The following is an 18479-nucleotide window of genomic DNA, read 5'->3' as shown; positions in this document are numbered from 1 at the left end:
TAGCTTCATTCATTTTCCGTGAGCATCTAGCGATTTAACCTTCTCAGGTCGCTCGTCCAGACGCCCACGCTTATCGGCTGTAAATTCTTAAAGAACATCGAAGCAGCTTTCGCCTTGCTTCGTCGCGCCGCTGATTTGTCGTCAGCAGCGCAGAAGCGAGATTATGAACGATTCTTTTTGAATCCGTCAAGCAGTCAGCGAAAAATATTTTGATAGTCGACTGCGAGAATCTCGCCCGCTGATTGAATATTGAACTGCTTCAATATTCAATCAGCGCCTCGGCATACCCTCCGAGGCCGCTGCTCAAAACGTTGTCGTGAGCAGCGAAGACCGAGAGTCTAGCACGATATTTTTTGACCGCGCAACTCCCGTCATGCGAGCGTCATTTGGGCATGCGCTGAGCGGCGAATGCCAAGGGGAGCGCGGGGCTTGGGCCGGAGGCACAAGCGCGCTCCTCAGTGCAGACGAGACTGCGGCGCCAGCGCCTCCAGGGCCGCCTTGTAGGGCTCGTCGCTTTCCAGGATGCGCGGCAGCGCCGCTGCCAGTCGGGGCACGTCGGCCCGCAGCACCCGCTGCTTGACCGATGGGATCTGCGACGGATGCATGGAGAAGCAGGTCAGCCCCATCGCGAGGAGCAGGTCGGTGAACACGGCGTCGCCGGCCATCTCCCCGCAGACGCTCACTTCCTTGCCGGCCGCGCGCGCCTGCGCGATCGAGCTGGCCAGCAGGTGCAGCACCGCCGGATGCCACGGGTCATACAGATGGGCGACCGCCTCGTCGGCGCGATCGATCGCCAACGTATATTGGATGAGGTCGTTGGTGCCAATGGACACGAAGTCCACATGCTTGAGCAGTTGGGGCAGCATGATCGCCGCCGCCGGCACCTCCACCATCACGCCCAGTTCGACGTCGCCATAGGCTTGCCCGACCTCGTCCAGCTGCGCCTTCACCCGCTTGATGGTGTCCTGGACCTGACGGATCTCCCCCAGATGGGCGACCATCGGGACGAGCAACTTGACCTTGCCGAAGGCGCTGGCCCGATAGATGGCGCGGAGTTGCTGACGGAACATGCTCGGCTCCGCCAGACTCCAACGAATCGCCCGCAGCCCCATGGCCGGATTGAGCACATGCTCATGGCGCAATTCATTGACCGACATGCGGTCGAGCGGCTTGTCCGCGCCAATGTCCACCGTCCGGATCGTCACAGGCAGGCCTCCCATGGCCTCGACCGCGCTCTTGTAGGCGGCGAACTGTTCTTCCTCGCTCGGCAGATCGCCATCGCGGTTCATGAACAGGAACTCGCTGCGGAACAGCCCGACCCCAGTGGCACCGGAGGCCAGCGCGGCCACCGTGTCGCCCGGCAGCTCGATGTTGGCGTGCAGCTCGATGCGCTGGCCGTCCAGCGTGATCGCCGGCGTATGGCGCAGGCGCGCCAGCCGCGCCTGCTCAAGCTCCGCCTGCCGCTGCCGGAAGCGGTATTCCTCCAGCACGATCGGCGACGGATTGACGATCACTGTCCCGGCATCGCCGTCAATGATCACCCAGTCGTCCTGACGAATCAGCCGCGAAGCCTCCCGGGTGCCCACCACGGCGGGGATCGCCATGCTGCGCGCCACGATCGCGGTGTGCGAGGTCTTCCCTCCGATGTCGGTGATGAAGCCCTGGAAGACGCTGCGCTTGAACTGGATCATGTCGGCTGGCGCGATGTCCGCGGCGACCAGCAGCAAGGGGTCCTCGCCCGCGAAGTCGCGCGCCACGACCGCCGCCGCGCCGCTGGGCGAGTCGTCCTGCTCGGCCGCGAGCGCAGCCAGCACGCGCTCCACCACCTGCTCCAGGTCGGCCTTGCGCTCGCGCAGGTAGTCGTCCTCCATTTCGTCGAACTGACGCGCCAGCACTTCCAGTTGAGCGGACAACGCCCATTCAGCGTTGTAGTGCCGGTCGACGATCCAGTCGCGGGCCGCGTCCACCAGCGCCTCGTCATTCAGCAGCAGCAGATGCACATCCAGCAGGGCGTCGAGTTCATGCGGCGCGTCCTCGGGCAGCTCGGCCTTCAGGGCCTGCAGCTCCCGCGTGACCGCATCGCGGCCCCGGACCAGCCGGGCGAACTCCTGCTCCGCGTCGGCGGCGCCGATGAAGTAATGCGCGACGTCGACGCGGCTGGACGCGACCAGCACCGCTCGGCCGATCGCCACGCCGCGAGAAACGGGAATGCCGAAGACCTGAAAGCTCATGCGCCGACTGTAGCAGCGGGTTCCCATGTCCCCGTGGCGCGAAGGTGAACTGCATGAAAACCTATGCTGGGCCCGCGTCAACCGTCATCCTTCGCCACCGTGACGACGCCACGACTGTCATGGTTCGTTCACTTTCAGGTCACTGACGCGTCACCCCGCCCGCTCAGCATCGCGGGCATCACTTGAGCGAGGCTCTGTCATGAGGGATCTGCCGCTGCCCACCCTGCCCTTCTCGGATCTGCGCCCCGCCGAGGCGCCCCGGAGGTCACTTCCAGCCAGGCCGCAAGACGTCGCTGTCGACGCTGCGCGCACTCGCTTCCACGTGGGTTGGGCGCGCACGGAAGACGAAGTCCGCCAGGCCCAGCGCCTGAGGTATCAAGTCTTCGTCGACGAGATGGGCGCCCGGCTGAGCGTGCCGGCAGGCGCGCCCGCCGGGCACGATGTCGACATCTTCGACCCCTTCTGCGAACACCTGCTGGTGCGCATGCTCGACGAGCGCAACCAGCCCGGAGCGGTCATCGGCACCTACCGCGTGCTGACGCCCGAAGCCGCCCGCCGCGCCGGCGGCCTGTACAGCGAGACCGAATTCGACCTCACCCGGTTGCGCTCGCTGCGCCCCCGCATGGTCGAGCTGGGCCGCTCCTGCGTGCATGCGGACCATCGCCATGGCGGCGCCATCATGGCGCTGTGGGGCGCGCTGGCCGAGTTCATGGTCCGCAACGACCTGGACACGATGATCGGCTGCGCCAGCATCAGCATGCGCGACGGCGGCCACTACGCGGCCAGCCTGTGGCGGCAGCTTGAAGGCAGCCACATGGCCGATATCGAATGGCAGGTGCGGCCGCGGCTGCCATTGCCCGTCGACGAACTCCGGCAAGACCTCGCCGTCGATCCGCCTCCGCTCATCAAGGGCTATCTGCGCTGCGGCGCGCGCATCCTCGGGCGCCCCGCCTGGGATCCCGACTTCAATACCGCCGACCTGCCGATGATCATGCGCATCGCGGATCTGCCGGCGCGGTATCGGAAACACTTCCTGGGGCGCTGAACCGCGCCGGCGAGCGCCGTTACTGGCCTTCGCCGAACTTGTCGTTCACCAGGGCGGTGATGGCGTCGTGGGCGGCCTGCTCGTCTTCGCCCGCCGTCTCCAGCTCCACCTCGGCGCCGATCCCGGCCGCCAGCATCATCACGCCCATGATGCTCTTGGCATTCACGCGGCGGCCGTTGCGAGTCATGAAGACCTCCGCCTGGAATCCGCCCGCCAACTTCGTCAACTTCGCCGAGGCACGGGCATGAAGGCCCAGCTTGTTGCTGATGGTGAGCGTCGACTTGATCATGAGCGGGACGGTTGGGACGTGGAAGAAGAGGAACACGGCGATGCTGGCGCAGCCGCCGCATCGCACACGATGCCCTGGGTGCCGCCCTGGCTGGCACGCTGGAGCAGGGCGTCCAGACCCTCGCCGGCATAGCACAGCGAGCGCCACAGCATCGGCACGTTGACCCCCGCGAGCACCTTCACCTGCTCGCCCTGCAGACGCAGTGCGGCATTGGTCGGCGTGGCGCCGTAGACGTCGGTCAACACCAGGGTCTGCACATGCCCGGACGCGATGATGAGCGCGCGCGCCTGCGACTCCACCTCATCAGCGCTCATGTCCGGCGTCACGTCCAGCACGCTCAGCTGCAGCGAGCAATGCGGGAACGTGTGCTCGGCCACCTGCTTGAGCGCGGTGGCCAGCGGAGCATGGGCAATCAGCAGCAGGCCGGACATGAAGCTCATTATCGTGCGCCGCAGCATGGCGCGGGCGGGGCTCGCACAAACCCGCAATCCTGGGGAGGGCGACCCACTTCAGGGCGGCAGCTGCACCGATCCGAGGAACACCTCCCAGGCCTCGGCGTCGAGCCGCTCCCCCTGCATGAGCAGCTGGTACAGCCGGCCGCCGCGCGCGAACACCGCCTGCCGCGCCTGCTGGGCGGGCTGGCCCGGTCTGGCCTCGAAGGCCTGCTGGAAGGACTCGGGATCGGACACCGCTCCGCGCACGGCCAGTGGCGCGGACGCTCCGGGCGACATCTGGCGAGCGATGCCTTCATGCATCCGGCGCATCGCGGCGGAGACAGCCGCGGCCTCCCCCAGATCGCCCCAGGTGAGCGAGAACTGCCCGCCGCTGACCTTGCAGCTCATCGTGCGCACCGTCACCGTCCGGCCGCCGGGGCCTGGCTGGGTCCGCTCCTCGCGCTCGGGCTTGCAGGGAAACATCAGTTCGAGCTGAGCGCCGTCCGGACTCACCTTGCGCCAATTCAAGGCGGGGCTGCAACCTGCGGTCAGCAGGACGCCGGCGATCACCGTCAGCAGCAACGGCAGGAGGGCTGGCATTGAAGCGCGCATCAGGCGATCTTAGAGCCAGCACGCAAGGCGCTCGCTCAGCCGACGCTCTGCACCGCCACCAGTCGCCGATGCCCCTCGCCCGGCAGCACCTGCATCGAAGAGGGCAGCCCCACGGCGTAGACCGGCGCCTTGACCGTATCGATCAGGACCCAGTCCGCTCGGCAGACCTCGTGCGTCGCGGTGACCTCCATGTAGCCGCGCCGCCGGGTCTCGGCGAACTTCAAGCTGGGGATGAAGGTCTTGAAGAGCGTGGCCACGTCATCCGGTCTCAGGGGCGCGAGCGTCACCTCCAACCCCGGCGAGGTGACCGACGGCGTCGCGAACTCCACGCCGACATGCCGCTCACCATCCAGCAGGTCGTTGGCCCACGCGTTATGGGTGTCTCCCGCGAGGACCACGAGATTCTTTTTCAGCGAGCTCGCGAGCTCCAGAAGCTCATCCCGCGAAGTGGGATACCCGTCCCACGCGTCCAGGTTGTACGGGACCGGCCGCAGGCTGAGCAGCATCTTCTCGCGCGGCGTCAGCGTGTGCGGCGCGAGCTTGGCCCGGGTGGCCGACTTCACGAATGCCTCGGGCGACAGGCCGCTCCCCGGCCGCTCCCTATCCATCATGATCGCCGCCGGGACCAGCATCCGGCCCATCAGGACCTGCTGGCCCAGCACCGTCCAGGTCGCGCTCGACGTCCGCATCCGATCCGACAACCACTTGGTCTGCGCCGGTCCCAACAGGTCACGCTCAGGATCGTGGATGGCCTTGAGGAACGCCGCCTGATCGAAGTCTTCCTCCGGCATGAATTTCTTCAGTTCCAACTGCTTCTGACGCGACTGAATCCGCGTCTCGAGCATGTTCAACGACAGCAGGTCACCGAAGTCGAAACCGCGATGGTTCACGAGCCGCCTGTCCATGTCGCGCACCGGCAGCCATTCGCGCCACGCACGTGCCGCGGCGTTCTTGCGGCGCTTGAATGCGCCCTCCGCCTCCTGGTGGTTTTCTGCGCCTTCCCGCCAGGTGTTATTGGCGAACTCGTGATCGTCCCAGACGGCGATCATCGGCGCCAGTTGGTGGAGCCGCTGCAGCGCGGCATCGGCCCGACACTGCGCATAGCGGCGGCGATAGTCGCGCAGCTTCAAGGTCTCGTTCACGGGGTCGACCTGCCGGCCCAGCGCCTTGGCGTCCTCGCTGGCATACCCGTCAGCGGCGGATTCGTAGATGTAATCGCCCAGATGCAGCAGGGCGTCGTAGCGGCCGGGATCCGCTTCCATCCGCTTGACGGCTTCCGCGTAGACGTGGAAGTGGCCGGCGGCGTAGTTGGCGCACGAGAACACCGCCATGCACACCCGTGCCACCTTGCCGGCGGGCAGCGTGCGCGTGCGGCCGGTGGCCGACGTCGCGGAACCCGCCTTGAACCGGTACCAGTAGTTCGTGCCCGGCTGCAAGCCCTGGGCATCGACCTTCACGCAGAAATCGTTGCTCCGGGTGGCGACCCAACTGCCCTGGCCGACCACCTGGCTGAAGCTCTCGTCCTCGGCGATCTCCCACTGGACCGGCACGTCGGGCAACGATCGCCAGCGTCGGCCGCCCTCACCGGCATCGCCTGCGTGCTGGGGCAGCACGCGCGTCCACAGGATCACGCGATCGCCGAGCGGATCGCCGCTGGCCACGCCGTGCGTGAAGCGCACGTTGAGCGGCTCCTGCGCCACGGCCGCGTCGAGCGGCACGGCCGCCAGAAGTCCCGCAGCCGCGGCGCCGCCGAGCAGTTGCCGACGTCGGCGGTCGATGCCTGTCTCACCGTCGTCGTGGGGAGGCAGGTTCTGGTTGGTGGTCATCGGTCATCCCGGAGGAGTGAAACGGGCCTCAGTTGGCGCAAGCGGCCATCGCCCTTCAGGAATTGCCAGGAAGAAATGACGGCAAAGCAGGCCGCTTGCGGTCCTGGCAAGGCCCGACCCGCGCTCAGGGCCCATGGCTGCGGGGCTGGCGGGCCATGCGCGCCGATTGCCCCGGCGCGAGCACCGCTCCCGCATCGAAGGGCGGCGACGGCCCGCCGCCTAGAATCGCTGGCCGTCCATTCAACGAGGGTCTCCTGCTTTGATGAACGACTTTGCGAACTTCCTCCAGTTCAGCAGCTGGCCGCCGCGGCCGGACTGGCTGTTCTGGGCCTCGCTGACCATGGTGGCCGCCGGCGTGCTCGGCGAATTCGTCAACCGCCGCCTCGGCCTGCCCCGCGTCGTGGGCTACAGCGTCGTGGGCATGATCCTGGCAGCGCTCGGCCACGGCATCTTCGCCAACGGCGCGCTGGATGCGCGGCTGCGGCTGGTCGTCGATCTCGCGCTGGCGCTGCTGCTGTTCGAGATGGGCTCGCGCGTGAACCTGCGCTGGCTGCGCAACAACAAGGCACTGCTCGGCGCCAGCGCCGCCGAGGCGCTCGCCAGCTTCGTCTTCGTCGGCTACGGCCTGACGCTGCTGGGCGTGAGCCCGCTGATCTCGATCAGCTGCGCGGTGCTGACGATGGCCTCGAGCGCCGCGGTGATCGGGCGCGTCGGCGCGGAACTGCGCGCGGCCGGCCAGGTCAGCGAGCGGATGCTCGCGCTGGCCTCGCTGAACACCATCTACGGCGTGCTCGCGCACAAGCTGCTGCTGGGCTGGCTGGCGCTGGACCAGAAGGGCGACTGGCTGGAGGCCGTCGCGCAGCCGCTGTATGCGTTCATCGGATCGGTGATCGTCGCGGCGCTGCTGGCGCGGCTGACGGCCGGCCTGATGCGCCGCCTGGACCTGCGCAACGAGAACTCGGTGCTGATGCTGCTGGGCCTGGTGCTGGTGGCGCTGAGCGCGGCGCGGGTGCTGAACCTGTCCACGCTGCTGGTGCCGCTGCTGGCCGGCATGATCCTGCGCAACACCACCGAGCGCCCCTGGGTCTGGCCGCGCCACTTTGGCACGGCCGGCGGCGTGCTGGTGCTGATGCTGTTCGTCGCGGTCGGTTCCGCGTGGACCTTGCAGGCGCTGGCCGCCGGCGCGGTGCTGGCGCTGGCGCTGCTGCTGCTGCGCCTGGCCGCCAAGGCGCTGGCGCTGACCGGCATGGCGCGCATCAGCGGCATCGACGCCCGGCAGGGCATCGCGCTGGCGGTGTGCCTGAGTCCGGTGTCGGGTACGACGCTGGTGCTCTTCAGCGAAGTGCAGCTGCACCACCCGCAGATCGCGGCCATGCTGGCACCGGTCATCCTGTCCACGATCGCGCTGATGGAACTCGTCGGCCCGATCGCCGTGCAATGGGGGCTGCGCGTCGCCGGCGAGCACCACCCTGAAACCGCCGTCACGGAGGCGCCGAAACGATGAGCCTCGAACCCTTTGCCACCTCGAAGCCCCTGACGATGGGCGTGGAGCTCGAGCTCCAGATCGTCAACCGCCACGACTACGACCTCACACCGGGCTCCAAGGACCTGCTGCGGGTGATGAAGGGCGAGACGCTGCCCGGCGACGTCACGCCCGAGATCACCGACAGCATGATCGAGCTCTGCACCAACGTGTGCACGAACTACGAGCAGGTGCTGGAGCAGCTGACCATCACCCGCGACGCGCTGGTGCGCAGCGCCGACAAGCTCAACCTCGGCCTGTCGGGCGGCGGCACCCACCCCTACCAGCACTGGAGCAAGCAGCGCATCTTCGACAAGCCGCGCTTCCAGGAGATCTCCTCGCTCTACGGCTACCTGAGCAAGCAGTTCACGATCTTCGGCCAGCACGTGCACATCGGCTGCGAAGGGCCGGACCACGCGCTGCGGCTGCTGCACGGCCTCTCGCGCTTCATCCCGCACCTGATCGCGCTGTCGGCGTCCTCGCCCTACGTGCAGGGCAACGACACCGGCTTCCATTCGGCGCGGCTGAACTCGGTGTTCGCGTTCCCGCTCTCGGGGCGCGCGCCCTTCGTGCTGACCTGGGACGACTTCCTGGTGTTCTTCGAGAAGATGACGCACACCGGCGTCGTGAAGAGCATGAAGGACTTCTACTGGGACATCCGGCCCAAGCCCGAGTACGGCACGATCGAAGTGCGCGTGCTGGACACGCCGCTGACGATCGAGAAGGCCTCGGCGCTGGCCGCGCTGATCCAGTGCCTGGCGCGCTGGATCTCGCATGACCAGCCGTTCGCGCTGCACGAGGACGACTACCTGCCCTACACCTTCAACCGGTTCCAGGCCTGCCGCTTCGGACTGGATGGCACCTTCGTCGACCCCAAGAGCGGCGAGCACCGCAGCCTGCGCGAGGACCTGAACGTCACGCTGCACGCGCTGGAACCGCACGCCGTCGCGCTGAAGGCGGAGCCGGCGCTGCGCTACGTCCGCGAGGAGATGCGCTGGCAAGGCAACGACGCCACCTGGGCGCGCGGGGTCGTCGAAAAGGAGCAGCTGCTCAACGAGCTGGTGCGCCAGCAATGCGAGCGCTGGGCGGGGCGGCCCGTGGCGACACGCTGAGCCGGTTCGCCGCGCCAGGGGGCGGCATCCCCCACAATGCCCCGATGAGCGAAGCGAACCCCCTCCGTCCCTCCGCCATGGCCCTGCAGGGCGTGCGCGTGCTGGATCTCTCCCGTGTGCTGGCCGGGCCCTGGTGCACGCAGACGCTGGCCGACCTCGGCGCCGATGTCATCAAGGTCGAACGCCCCCCGAAGGGCGGCCATCCCGGGGGAGACGACACCCGCAGCTGGGGGCCGCCCTATCTGAAGGATCGCGACGGACAGGACACCGGCGAGGCAGCCTACTACCTGGGCGCCAACCGCAACAAGCGCTCGATCGCCATCGACATCGCGAGCCTCGAGGGTCAGGCCTTGATCCGCGAGCTCGCGATGCGCGCCGACGTGCTGGTCGAGAACTACAAGGTCGGCGACCTCACGCGCTACGGGCTGGATGCCCAGGCGCTGCTGGCGCTCAATCCGCGATTGGTGTTCTGCTCCGTCACCGGCTTCGGGCAGACCGGCCCCTACCGCGACAGAGCGGGCTACGACTACGCGGTCCAGGGCCTGGGCGGCCTGATGAGCGTGACCGGCGAGGCCGACGCGCTGCCTGGCGGCGGCCCGCAGAAGGTGGGGGTCGCGGTAGCGGACCTGTTCACCGGCATGTACGCCACGGTCGCGATCCTGGCCGCGCTGCGGCACCGCGACGCGACCGGCCAGGGACAGGTCGTCGACATGGCCCTGCTCGACACCCAGGTCGCGATGCTGGCCAACCTCGGCGCCAACTACCTGGCCACCGGCAAGGCGCCACGGCGCATGGGCAACGCGCACCAGAACATCGTTCCGTACCAGGTGTTCCATGCCAACGACGGGCACCTGATCGTTGCAGTCGGCAACGACGGCCAGTTCATCAAGTTCTGCGAGATCCTCGGCCTGCCCGGGCTGCCGCGCGACCCGCGCTACGCGACCAATGCGCAGCGGGTGCGGCACCGCGACGAGCTGGTCCCGCTGCTGGCCGAGCGCATCGCCACGCAGTCGCGGCAGCACTGGCTGGACGCGATGGAGGCGGCCAAGGTGCCGGGCGGCGCGATCAACGACCTGTCGGAGGTCTTCGAGGATCCGCAGGTCCGGCATCGCGGCATGGTCGTCGACATGGACCATCCGCTGAGCGACACGCTGCGCGTCGTCGCCAGCCCGATGAAGCTGTCCGGGACACCGGTGGCCTACCGATTGCCCCCTCCGCTGCTGGGGCAGCACACCGATGAAGTCCTCGGCGAGCTGGGCCATGGCCCCGAGGCGATCGCCATCTGGCGCAAGGAAGGAGTCATTGCATGAGCGGGGACGGACAGGCCAGCGGGCCGCAATCCGGCGTGAACATCGTCCTGGTCCACGGCGCGTGGCTGGGCGCGTGGGCGTGGAAACGGGTGTTGGGGCCGCTGCGCGCGGCGGGACATCGTGTGTTTCCCGTCACGCTCAGCGGGGTGGGAGAGCGCGCGCATCAGCCGCATGACGGCATCCGGCTGCAGACCCACATCGATGACGTCAAGGCGGTCATCGAGTGCGAGGAATTGAGCGACGTGCTGCTTGTCGGCCACAGCTACAGCGGGATGGTCATCACCGGCGTCGCGGATCAGATGCCGGAGCGCATCGCGCGGCTGGTCTATCTGGACGCGGTCGTGCCGGAACCGGGCGAGAGCTGGTCCAGCCGGCATACGCCGGAAACGCAGGTCCAGCGGCGCGAGCTGATCTCGAAGTTCGGGCACCTGCCGGTGACCGAGCCCCATGGCATGGGACTCAAGCCGGAAGACTTCGACTGGATGATGCGCTGCCAGCGGCCGCAGCCGGGCGGCGTCTATGACAGCCCGCTCGAGTTCGACAAGGCGGCATGGCTGCGGCGGCCCCGCACCTTCATCGACTGCGACCGGCCGGCGCTGCTCACCATCGCGGCGGCGCGCGAGCGCGCGCGCAGCCAGCCGGGCTGGGAGCTCTTCGAGATCCACACCGGGCATCAGGTGATGGTCTCCGCGCCCCAGGAACTCACCGAGCGCCTGCTGATGCTCGCGGACCGGCAGGCAGCTTCCCGACCGTGAGCCATTTCACGCCATCCGGATGGGTGGCGCCTCGCCCCCGAGTCACGGGATGGCCGCTCCCTGGAGCGCGGGGAACCATGGCGCCTCCCAGCCCCGGCCTGCCGCCGGTGGAACAAAGACAATGAGAGAGCATGTCCCGCCCGCCCCTTCCCGTTGCCGCGCCGTTGGCCGCCAATGACATGGCGCAGCGTCCCAGCGATTCGCAGTGGGGCGACATCGTCCAGCAGCTCGGCGCCGAGATCGCCGGCCCGCTGAGCGCGGCGCTGGAGCGGATCCAGACCCTGATCAGCACCGGTCAGATCGATCGCCAAGGCCTGCGGGCGCTGCGCGATTCGGTGGCGCAGGCGCGCGAGGCCGGCATGGTGAGCCAGCAACTGGCCCGTCTGGCCTCCGGCCGTCTGCGCCTGTCGCGCGAGCGGGTCCATCTGACCCAGGTGCTGCGCACCGTCCTGACTCAGCGCAGCCGCGAGACGCAGGCGCGCGGCATCCAGATCCGCCAGTTGCTGCAGCCGATCGAGGTCATGACCGACGCTTCGCTGCTGTTCTCGCTCCTGAACGCGGTGATGGACTGGGCGCTGCTCAACACCCATTCCTCGCTCGAGATGCGGCTGGACCTGACGCCCTGGCCCGCCAAGGCGCGGCTGATGTGCCGTTTCGCCCACCGCTCGCTGGACCTGGGCAGCGCGCCCTCGGCGGCGATCCACGAGCCGCCCGAGTCGCTGAATTCCCTGACCTGGCGCCTGATCGAGCAGACCGCGCTGACGCTGGGCGCGCTCCCGCTGCGCGAGGACGAGGCCGGCATCACGATGCTGACACTGGAGTTCCCCCACGTCGCCACGGACGAGTCCAGCGTGCCGCAGAGCGAGCCGCCGCCCCCTCGCCCTGACCGCCCCGACCGGTCCGGTCTGCCCGAACCCGACGATCCGCTGCCCTCGCACAACTCCAAGCCGCTGGCCGGCTGCCACCTGCTGATCGTGTCCCCGCGCCGCGAGCTGCGCCAGGAGATCCAGGGCGCCGTGCGCCACATGGGCCTGATCATCGATGCCGTCGCCTCGATGGACGAGGCGATGCACTTCTGCGAGGAAGGCCTGCCCCACGGGATCGCCTTCGAGCAGTCGCTGCGCGACGCCGGCTTCGACCGGCTGCGCGCCGACATCACCGGCGAGGTGCCCAACTTCAGCTTCATCGAGGTGCTCGACGGCGACCAGCAGACGCAGCTCTCCACCGCCACCGCCGACCACATGGCGCGGATCTCGCGCCACAACCTCCAGGACGCGCTCCCGTCGGTGCTGCTTTTCGAGCTGTCCAAGGCGCTCTGAACCCCCATCGCGTCGCGGCGCAAGCCCCTCCCGGGTGGCGGGTGGACGGGCCCAGGCATACACTCGCCCCCCATGAAGCTGCCTCGCTGGTCCGGACTCCTCCTGCTCGTCGCCGCCGTCGGGATCGGCGCCGGTCTCGCCTATGAGGGCCTGAAGCCCGAGCCCGCTCCGCGGGTCGACTACGTGCTGCTCGACGGCTCCAGGCACGCGTCCGCGCAGGCCTGGTCCGGCAAGGTGATGCTGGTCAACTTCTGGGCCACCTCCTGCACGACCTGCGTCAAGGAGATGCCCAACGTGATCGCGACCCACCAGAAGTACAAGGACAAGGGCTTCGACACGCTGGCCGTGGCGATGAGCTACGACCCGCCGGCCTACGTCGCCAATTACGCCGAGACCCGCCACCTGCCCTTCGGCGTCGCCATGGACAGCACCGGCGAGATCGCGCGCCAGTTCGGCAAGGTCCAGCTGACCCCGACCACCTTCCTCATCAACAAGCGCGGCGAGATCGTCAAGCGCTTCGTCGGCGAGCCCGACTTCGCCGCGCTGCACGGCACGATCGAGAAGCTGCTCGCCGAGAGCTGATCCCCCGCGCGAGGGCCCCTCTCTCCCGTTCTCTTCCCCTCGCCTCCCCCCGACGAATGCCGCTCCAGGAGCGGCATTTTTCATGGGCGCGCCTCGGGTTGACCCGGACGCTTTGCGATTCTTTTCGCGCAGGACACCAGCCTGCTGTCGCCAGATACTAGGGTGGCGACATCACGCTTCGCCCGTCCGCATGAACACGAACAACAAGCCCTCTGGCGCGCCGGTCATCGGCCCCCTGTCCTCCTCCAGCGCGCCGGCGAGCCGGCCCCAACGTGGCCGCGCGGCCCCCTGGATCCTTGGTCTCGTGGTGCTGGCCGCGGCGGCGGGCGGCTGGTGGTGGTGGAAGGGCCGCGCCGCCGACGGCCAGGCCGGTGGCCCGGCTCGCGCGGCCAGCGCGCCCGGGAACGCAGGCGCCGCCGGAGGCCGCGGCGGACGCTTCGCCGCCAATCGCGTGCAGCCGGTCTCGGTGATGCCGGCGCGCCTGCAGGACATCCGCCACACCGCTGCCGCGATCGGCACGATCAGCGCCTCCAACACCGCCGTCGTGCGCGCGCAGGTCAACGGCGTGCTGCAGCAGATCCACTTCACTGAGGGCCAGCAGGTCAAGGCCGGTCAGACGCTCGCGCAGATCGATCCGCGCGCCTTCCAGGCCGCGCTCGGTCAGGCCGAGGGTCAGCTCGCGCGCGACAAGGCCTCGCTGGACAACGCCCGCATCGACCTGGCCCGCTACCAGGACCTGCTCGCCAAGGACGCGATCGCGCGCCAGCAGGTCGACACGCAGCAGGCCACCGTCCGCCAGCTCGAAGGCACCGTCAAGGCCGACCAGGCCAGCGTCGACAGCGCGCGGCTGCAGGTCACCTACACCAAGGTGCTCGCGCCGATCAGCGGCCGCGTCGGCCTGAAGCAGGCGGACATCGGCAACGTGGTGCAGACCGGCGACACCAACGGCATCGTCAGCATCACGCAGACGCGCCCGATCGCGCTGACCTTCGCGGTGCCGTCGGCGCTGCTGCCGCGCATCACCGCCGGCCTCAAGGGCGGCACGCCGATGGCGGTCGAGGCCTGGAGCCGCGACGGCAAGACGCGCCTGGCCACCGGCAAGCTCGCCACCGCCGACAACGCGATCGACCTCAGCACCGACACGATCAAGCTCAAGGCGCTGTTCCCGAACGAGGACGACGCGCTCTTCCCCAACCAGTCGGTCAGCGTGAAGCTGCAGCTGGCCACCGAGCAGAACCGCCTGGCCGTGCCGGCCGCCGCGGTGCTGCGCGGCGCGCAGGGCTTCTACGTCTACGTCGTCAACGCCGACAACACGGTCAACACGCGCGTGGTCCAGACCGGCGCGGTCGATGGCGACTGGATGGCGGTGGACGGCAAGATCGAGCCGGGCGAGCGCGTGGTCATCGACGGCGTCGACCGCCTGCGCGAAGGCGCCAAGGTCGAGGTCATCGCCGCGGATCCCAAGCAGCGCGCCGGCGCCAATGCCGCGCCGCGCCGCGGCCGTGGCGCGAGCGGCCCGCATGGCGCGGCCTCCGGCGCCTCGGCCGCGAGCGGGGCCTCGGCCGGCGCCGGCGAGCGTCCGGCCTGGCTGGACCGCCTGCCGCCAGAACTCCAGGACAAGGTCATGAAGATGAGTCCCGCCGAGCGCGACGCCTGGATCGCCGAGCGCCGCGCGGAGCGCGCCAAGCGCCAGGCCGCGTCCGGCGGCGGCAACTGAGCGGCGCGGAGCCTCGGCCATGGCCATGAACCCGTCCCGTCCCTTCATCGAGCGGCCGGTCGCGACCTCGCTGCTGATGCTGGCCATCCTGCTGGCCGGCCTGCTCGCCTACCGGCTGCTGCCGCTGTCGGCGCTGCCCGAGGTCGACTACCCCACCATCCAGGTCACGACGCTGTATCCGGGCGCGAGCCCCGACGTCATCTCGACCACCGTCACCGCGCCGCTGGAGCGCCAGTTCGGCCAGATGCCGGGGCTGAACCAGATGACCTCGTCGAGCTCGGGCGGCGCGTCGGTGATCACGCTGCGCTTCTCGCTGGGGCTGTCGCTCGATGTCGCTGAGCAGGAGGTGCAGGCCGCGATCAACGCCGGCGGCAACCTGCTGCCCAGCGACCTTCCCATGCCGCCGGTCTACAGCAAGGTCAACCCGGCCGACGCGCCGGTGCTGACGATCGCGGTGACCTCACCCTCGCTGCCGGTCATCAAGGTCCACGACCTGGTCGAGAACCGCCTCGCGCCCAAGCTCTCGCAGGTCGACGGCGTCGGCCTGGTGAGCATCGCCGGCGGCCGCCGGCCCGCCGTGCGCATCCAGGCCAATCCGCGCGCGCTCGCCGCGCTGGGCCTGTCGCTGGACGACGTGCGCAGCGCCATCGCCGCGGCCAACGTCAACCAGGCCAAGGGCAGCTTCGACGGCTCGCAGCGCGCTTCCACCATCGACGCCAACGACCAGTTGCGCTCCGCCGCTGAATACCAGAACCTGATCATTGCCTGGAAGAACGGCAACCCGCTGCGCCTGAGCGACGTGGCCGAGATCGTCGACGACGCCGAGAACCTGCGCCTGGCGGCCTGGGCCGACACCACGCCCGGCGTGATCCTGAACGTGCAGCGCCAGCCCGGCGCGAACGTGATCCAGACCGTCGACCGCGTGAAGGCGCTGCTGCCCAAGCTGCAGGGCACGCTGCCGGCCTCGGTCGACGTGCAGGTGCTGGCCGACCGCACCACCACCATCCGCGCCTCGGTCGACGACACCGAGATCGAGCTGCTGCTCGCCATCGCGCTGGTGGTGGCGGTGATCTTCCTGTTCCTGCGCAGCGGCAGCGCCACGCTGATCCCCAGCGTCGCGGTGCCGCTGTCGCTGGTGGGCACCTTCGGCGTGATGTACCTGGCCGGCTTCTCGATCAACAACCTGACGCTGATGGCGCTGACCATCTCGACGGGCTTCGTCGTCGACGACGCGATCGTGATGATCGAGAACATCGCCCGCTACGTCGAGGAAGGCGACTCGCCGATGGAGGCGGCCTTCAAAGGCTCGCGCCAGATCGGCTTCACCATCATCTCGCTGACGGTGTCGCTGATCGCGGTGCTGATCCCGCTGCTGTTCATGGGCGACGTGGTCGGCCGGCTGTTCCACGAGTTCGCGATCACGCTGGCGGTGGCCATCCTGATCTCGGCCTTCGTGTCGCTGACCCTGACGCCGATGATGAGCGCCCGGCTGCTCAAGCCGGAGACCGAGCAGAAGCACTCGCGGCTAGGCAGCTGGTTCGGCGCGAAGTTCGAGGCCATGATCCAGGGCTACGGACGCGCGCTGGACTGGGTGCTGGACCGCCCGGTGCTGACGCTGCTGGGCTTCGCCGCGACGCTGGCGCTGACGGCGCTGCTCTACGTGATCGTGCCCAAGGGCTTCTTCCCGGTGCAGGACACCGGGCTGCTGCAGGTCATCACCGAGGCGACGCAGAGCACCTCCTTCGACGCGATGAGCGAGCGCCAGCAGAAACTGGCCGAGGCCTTCCTGAAGGATCCCGACGTCGATCACATCGCCTCCTTCATCGGCGTCGACGGCGCGAACCCGTCCCTGAACACCGGCCGCATGCAGATCACGCTGAAGCCCTTCGCCCAGCGCCATGCGTCGGCGACCGAGGTGATCGCGCGGCTGAGCGACCTGAACCGCCAGGTGCCGGGCATCACCGCCTACATGCAGCCGGTGCAGGACCTGACGATCGAGGACCGCGTCTCCAAGACGCAGTACCAGTTCCTGATCAGCTCGCCGGACGCAGGCGACCTGCAGAAGGCCAACGACCTGCTGCTGGAGCGGCTCAAGGGGCTGCCGCAATTGGCGGACGTCGCCAGCGACCTGCAGAACCAGGGGCTGCAGGCCTGGGTGCAGATCGACCGTGAGGCGGCCGGGCGGCTGGGCGTGACGATCGCGGCCATCGACACCGCGCTCTACAACGCCTTCGGGCAGCGGCTGATCTCGACCATCTACACGCAGGCCAGCCAGTACCGCGTCGTGCTCGAGGCCGCGCCGGAGTTCCGCAGCGGCCCGCGCGCGCTCGAGGGCCTCTACGTGCCCGGCACCACGACGGCCACCGTCGCCGGCGTCCCGCAGACGAGCACGGTGCAGGTGCCGCTGAGCTCGGTGGCGCAGATCGTCGAGCGGCCGGCCGCGCTGGCGATCAACCACGTCGCGCAGTTCCCGGCGGCGACGATCTCGTTCAACCTGCCGCCCGGTGTCGCGCTCGGCGACGCGGTGAAGGCGATCAAGGCGGAGCAGGCGCAACTGGACCTGCCCATCAGCGTCGAGACCAGCTTCCAGGGCGCGGCCGAGGCCTTCAGCAATTCGCTGTCCAGCACGCTGTTCCTGATCCTGGCGGCGGTGGTCACGATGTACATCGTGCTGGGCGTGCTCTACGAGAGCTACATCCATCCGGTCACCATCCTGTCGACGCTGCCGTCGGCCGGCGTGGGCGCGCTGCTGGCGCTGCTGGTCGGCGGGCTGGACCTGGGGATCATCGCGATCATCGGCATCGTGCTGCTGATCGGCATCGTGAAGAAGAACGCGATCATGATGATCGACTTCGCACTCGAGGCCGAGCGCGAACAGGGGCTCGAGCCGCGCGCCGCGATCCACCAGGCCTCGCTGCTGCGCTTCCGGCCCATCCTGATGACGACGATGGCCGCGCTGCTGGGCGCACTGCCGCTGATGCTGGGCACCGGCGTCGGCCATGAGCTGCGGCATCCGCTGGGCGTGACCATGGTCGGCGGCCTGATCGTGAGCCAGTTGCTGACGCTGTTCACGACGCCGGTGATCTACCTGGGCTTCGCGCGGATCGCGCAGCGTTGGCGCGACCGCCGCCGTCATCGCGACGCCGGCCCGGGGTCTGGATCGGAGGGGACGGGCCCGAGCGCCGGGCCGCCCCAAGCCGGGCCCGACCCTCTCGGAGGGTCGATCACCGTACCCGGCGATCGGGGTGCCCCATGAATATTTCAGCGCCCTTCATCGCGAGGCCGGTTGCAACGACGCTGATCACCATCGGCATCGCGCTGGCGGGGATGCTGGGCTACCACTTCCTGCCGATCGCGCCGCTGCCGCAGGTGGACTTCCCGACGATCTCCTTGTCCGCGTCGCTGCCGGGCGCGAGTCCGGACACGATGGCGGCCACGGTCGCGACGCCGCTCGAGCGCGCGCTGGGCAGCATCGCCGGCGTGACCGAGATCACCTCGCGCTCGTCGCTGGGATCGAGCAACGTGACGCTGCAGTTCGACCTGAACCGCGACATCGACGGCGCCGCGCGCGACGTGCAGGCCGCGATCAACGCGGCCCGGACCCTGCTGCCCACCGGCATGCCGAGCAATCCGACCTATCGCAAGGTCAACCCGGCCGACGCGCCGATCATGATCCTGGCGCTGACCTCGCAGACGCTGACGCGCGGCCAGATGTACGACACGGC

15 protein-coding genes are annotated in these 18479 nt (G+C 68.9%); 10 read left to right on the top strand and 5 right to left on the bottom strand.

Translation table 11 applies throughout. From position 1 onward, the window contains the following. Positions 1 to 455 precede the first annotated feature (455 nt). Positions 456 to 2231 carry a phosphoenolpyruvate--protein phosphotransferase gene (gene ptsP, locus ABDW61_RS26000; RefSeq protein WP_343642948.1) on the bottom strand — a complete coding sequence of 592 codons (1776 nt, stop codon included), beginning with the start codon at positions 2229 to 2231 and terminating at the stop codon, positions 456 to 458. A gap of 199 nt (positions 2232 to 2430) precedes the next feature. On the opposite strand from ptsP, the gene ABDW61_RS25995 reads away from it, so the two are divergent. Then, positions 2431 to 3276, top strand: coding sequence for a GNAT family N-acyltransferase (locus ABDW61_RS25995; protein ID WP_343642946.1), 846 nt, complete (start codon positions 2431 to 2433; stop codon positions 3274 to 3276). A 19-nt stretch (positions 3277 to 3295) separates the two neighbouring features. On the opposite strand, the gene ABDW61_RS25990 is transcribed toward ABDW61_RS25995, so the two are convergent. The 4 genes from ABDW61_RS25990 to ABDW61_RS25975 form a co-directional block, all read right to left on the bottom strand. Beyond that, the gene (locus ABDW61_RS25990) at positions 3296 to 3565 is read right to left on the bottom strand and encodes an HPr family phosphocarrier protein (RefSeq protein WP_343642951.1); all 270 of its coding nucleotides are present in this window, start codon (positions 3563 to 3565) and stop codon (positions 3296 to 3298) included. After that, positions 3562 to 4005 (bottom strand): PTS fructose transporter subunit IIA, encoded by a 444-nt coding sequence (locus tag ABDW61_RS25985; protein ID WP_343642945.1) that lies wholly within the window; start codon positions 4003 to 4005, stop codon positions 3562 to 3564. Before ABDW61_RS25985 ends, ABDW61_RS25990 begins: the two co-directional genes overlap by 4 nt. 69 nt (positions 4006 to 4074) lie before the next feature. Then, positions 4075 to 4599 (bottom strand): hypothetical protein, encoded by a 525-nt coding sequence (locus ABDW61_RS25980; RefSeq protein ID WP_343642944.1) that lies wholly within the window; start codon positions 4597 to 4599, stop codon positions 4075 to 4077. Between the two features lie 47 nt (positions 4600 to 4646). After that, positions 4647 to 6437, bottom strand: coding sequence for an alkaline phosphatase D family protein (locus tag ABDW61_RS25975; protein ID WP_343642942.1), 1791 nt, complete (start codon positions 6435 to 6437; stop codon positions 4647 to 4649). 262 nt (positions 6438 to 6699) lie between these two features. Between ABDW61_RS25975 and ABDW61_RS25970 the strand changes: the two genes are divergently transcribed. The 9 genes from ABDW61_RS25970 to ABDW61_RS25930 all read left to right on the top strand — a co-directional run. Then, a complete protein-coding gene (locus ABDW61_RS25970) occupies positions 6700 to 7941 on the top strand; it encodes a cation:proton antiporter (protein ID WP_343642940.1) in 1242 nt (413 codons plus the stop codon). Continuing rightward, positions 7938 to 9071 carry a YbdK family carboxylate-amine ligase gene (locus ABDW61_RS25965; protein WP_343642938.1) on the top strand — a complete coding sequence of 378 codons (1134 nt, stop codon included), beginning with the start codon at positions 7938 to 7940 and terminating at the stop codon, positions 9069 to 9071. Before ABDW61_RS25970 ends, ABDW61_RS25965 begins: the two co-directional genes overlap by 4 nt. Positions 9072 to 9115: 44 nt before the next feature. Next, positions 9116 to 10381 (top strand): CaiB/BaiF CoA-transferase family protein, encoded by a 1266-nt coding sequence (locus tag ABDW61_RS25960; RefSeq protein ID WP_343642936.1) that lies wholly within the window; start codon positions 9116 to 9118, stop codon positions 10379 to 10381. Next, positions 10378 to 11136, top strand: coding sequence for an alpha/beta hydrolase (locus tag ABDW61_RS25955; RefSeq protein WP_343642934.1), 759 nt, complete (start codon positions 10378 to 10380; stop codon positions 11134 to 11136). Before ABDW61_RS25960 ends, ABDW61_RS25955 begins: the two co-directional genes overlap by 4 nt. Positions 11137 to 11267: 131 nt before the next feature. After that, positions 11268 to 12455, top strand: coding sequence for a hypothetical protein (locus tag ABDW61_RS25950; protein ID WP_343642932.1), 1188 nt, complete (start codon positions 11268 to 11270; stop codon positions 12453 to 12455). Positions 12456 to 12527: 72 nt separating this feature from the next. Further along, the gene (locus ABDW61_RS25945; RefSeq protein WP_343642931.1) at positions 12528 to 13037 is read left to right on the top strand and encodes a TlpA disulfide reductase family protein; all 510 of its coding nucleotides are present in this window, start codon (positions 12528 to 12530) and stop codon (positions 13035 to 13037) included. A 190-nt stretch (positions 13038 to 13227) separates the two neighbouring features. Next, positions 13228 to 14754, top strand: coding sequence for an MdtA/MuxA family multidrug efflux RND transporter periplasmic adaptor subunit (locus ABDW61_RS25940; protein ID WP_343642930.1), 1527 nt, complete (start codon positions 13228 to 13230; stop codon positions 14752 to 14754). A gap of 25 nt (positions 14755 to 14779) precedes the next feature. Next, positions 14780 to 18010: an MdtB/MuxB family multidrug efflux RND transporter permease subunit gene (locus ABDW61_RS25935; RefSeq protein ID WP_343642950.1), complete on the top strand. Its 3231-nt coding sequence runs from the start codon at positions 14780 to 14782 to the stop codon at positions 18008 to 18010. Next, on the top strand, positions 18007 to 18479 hold a 473-nt coding region (locus ABDW61_RS25930; protein WP_343642929.1), incomplete at its 3' end, for an efflux RND transporter permease subunit. The genes ABDW61_RS25935 and ABDW61_RS25930, both read left to right, overlap by 4 nt.

Origin of the sequence: Roseateles sp., assembly GCF_039595595.1 — a bacterium.
Classification (GTDB): domain Bacteria; phylum Pseudomonadota; class Gammaproteobacteria; order Burkholderiales; family Burkholderiaceae_C; genus Roseateles.
The sequence above is the reverse complement of the archived record's forward strand: the minus strand, read 5'-3'. Positions and strand labels throughout refer to the sequence as shown.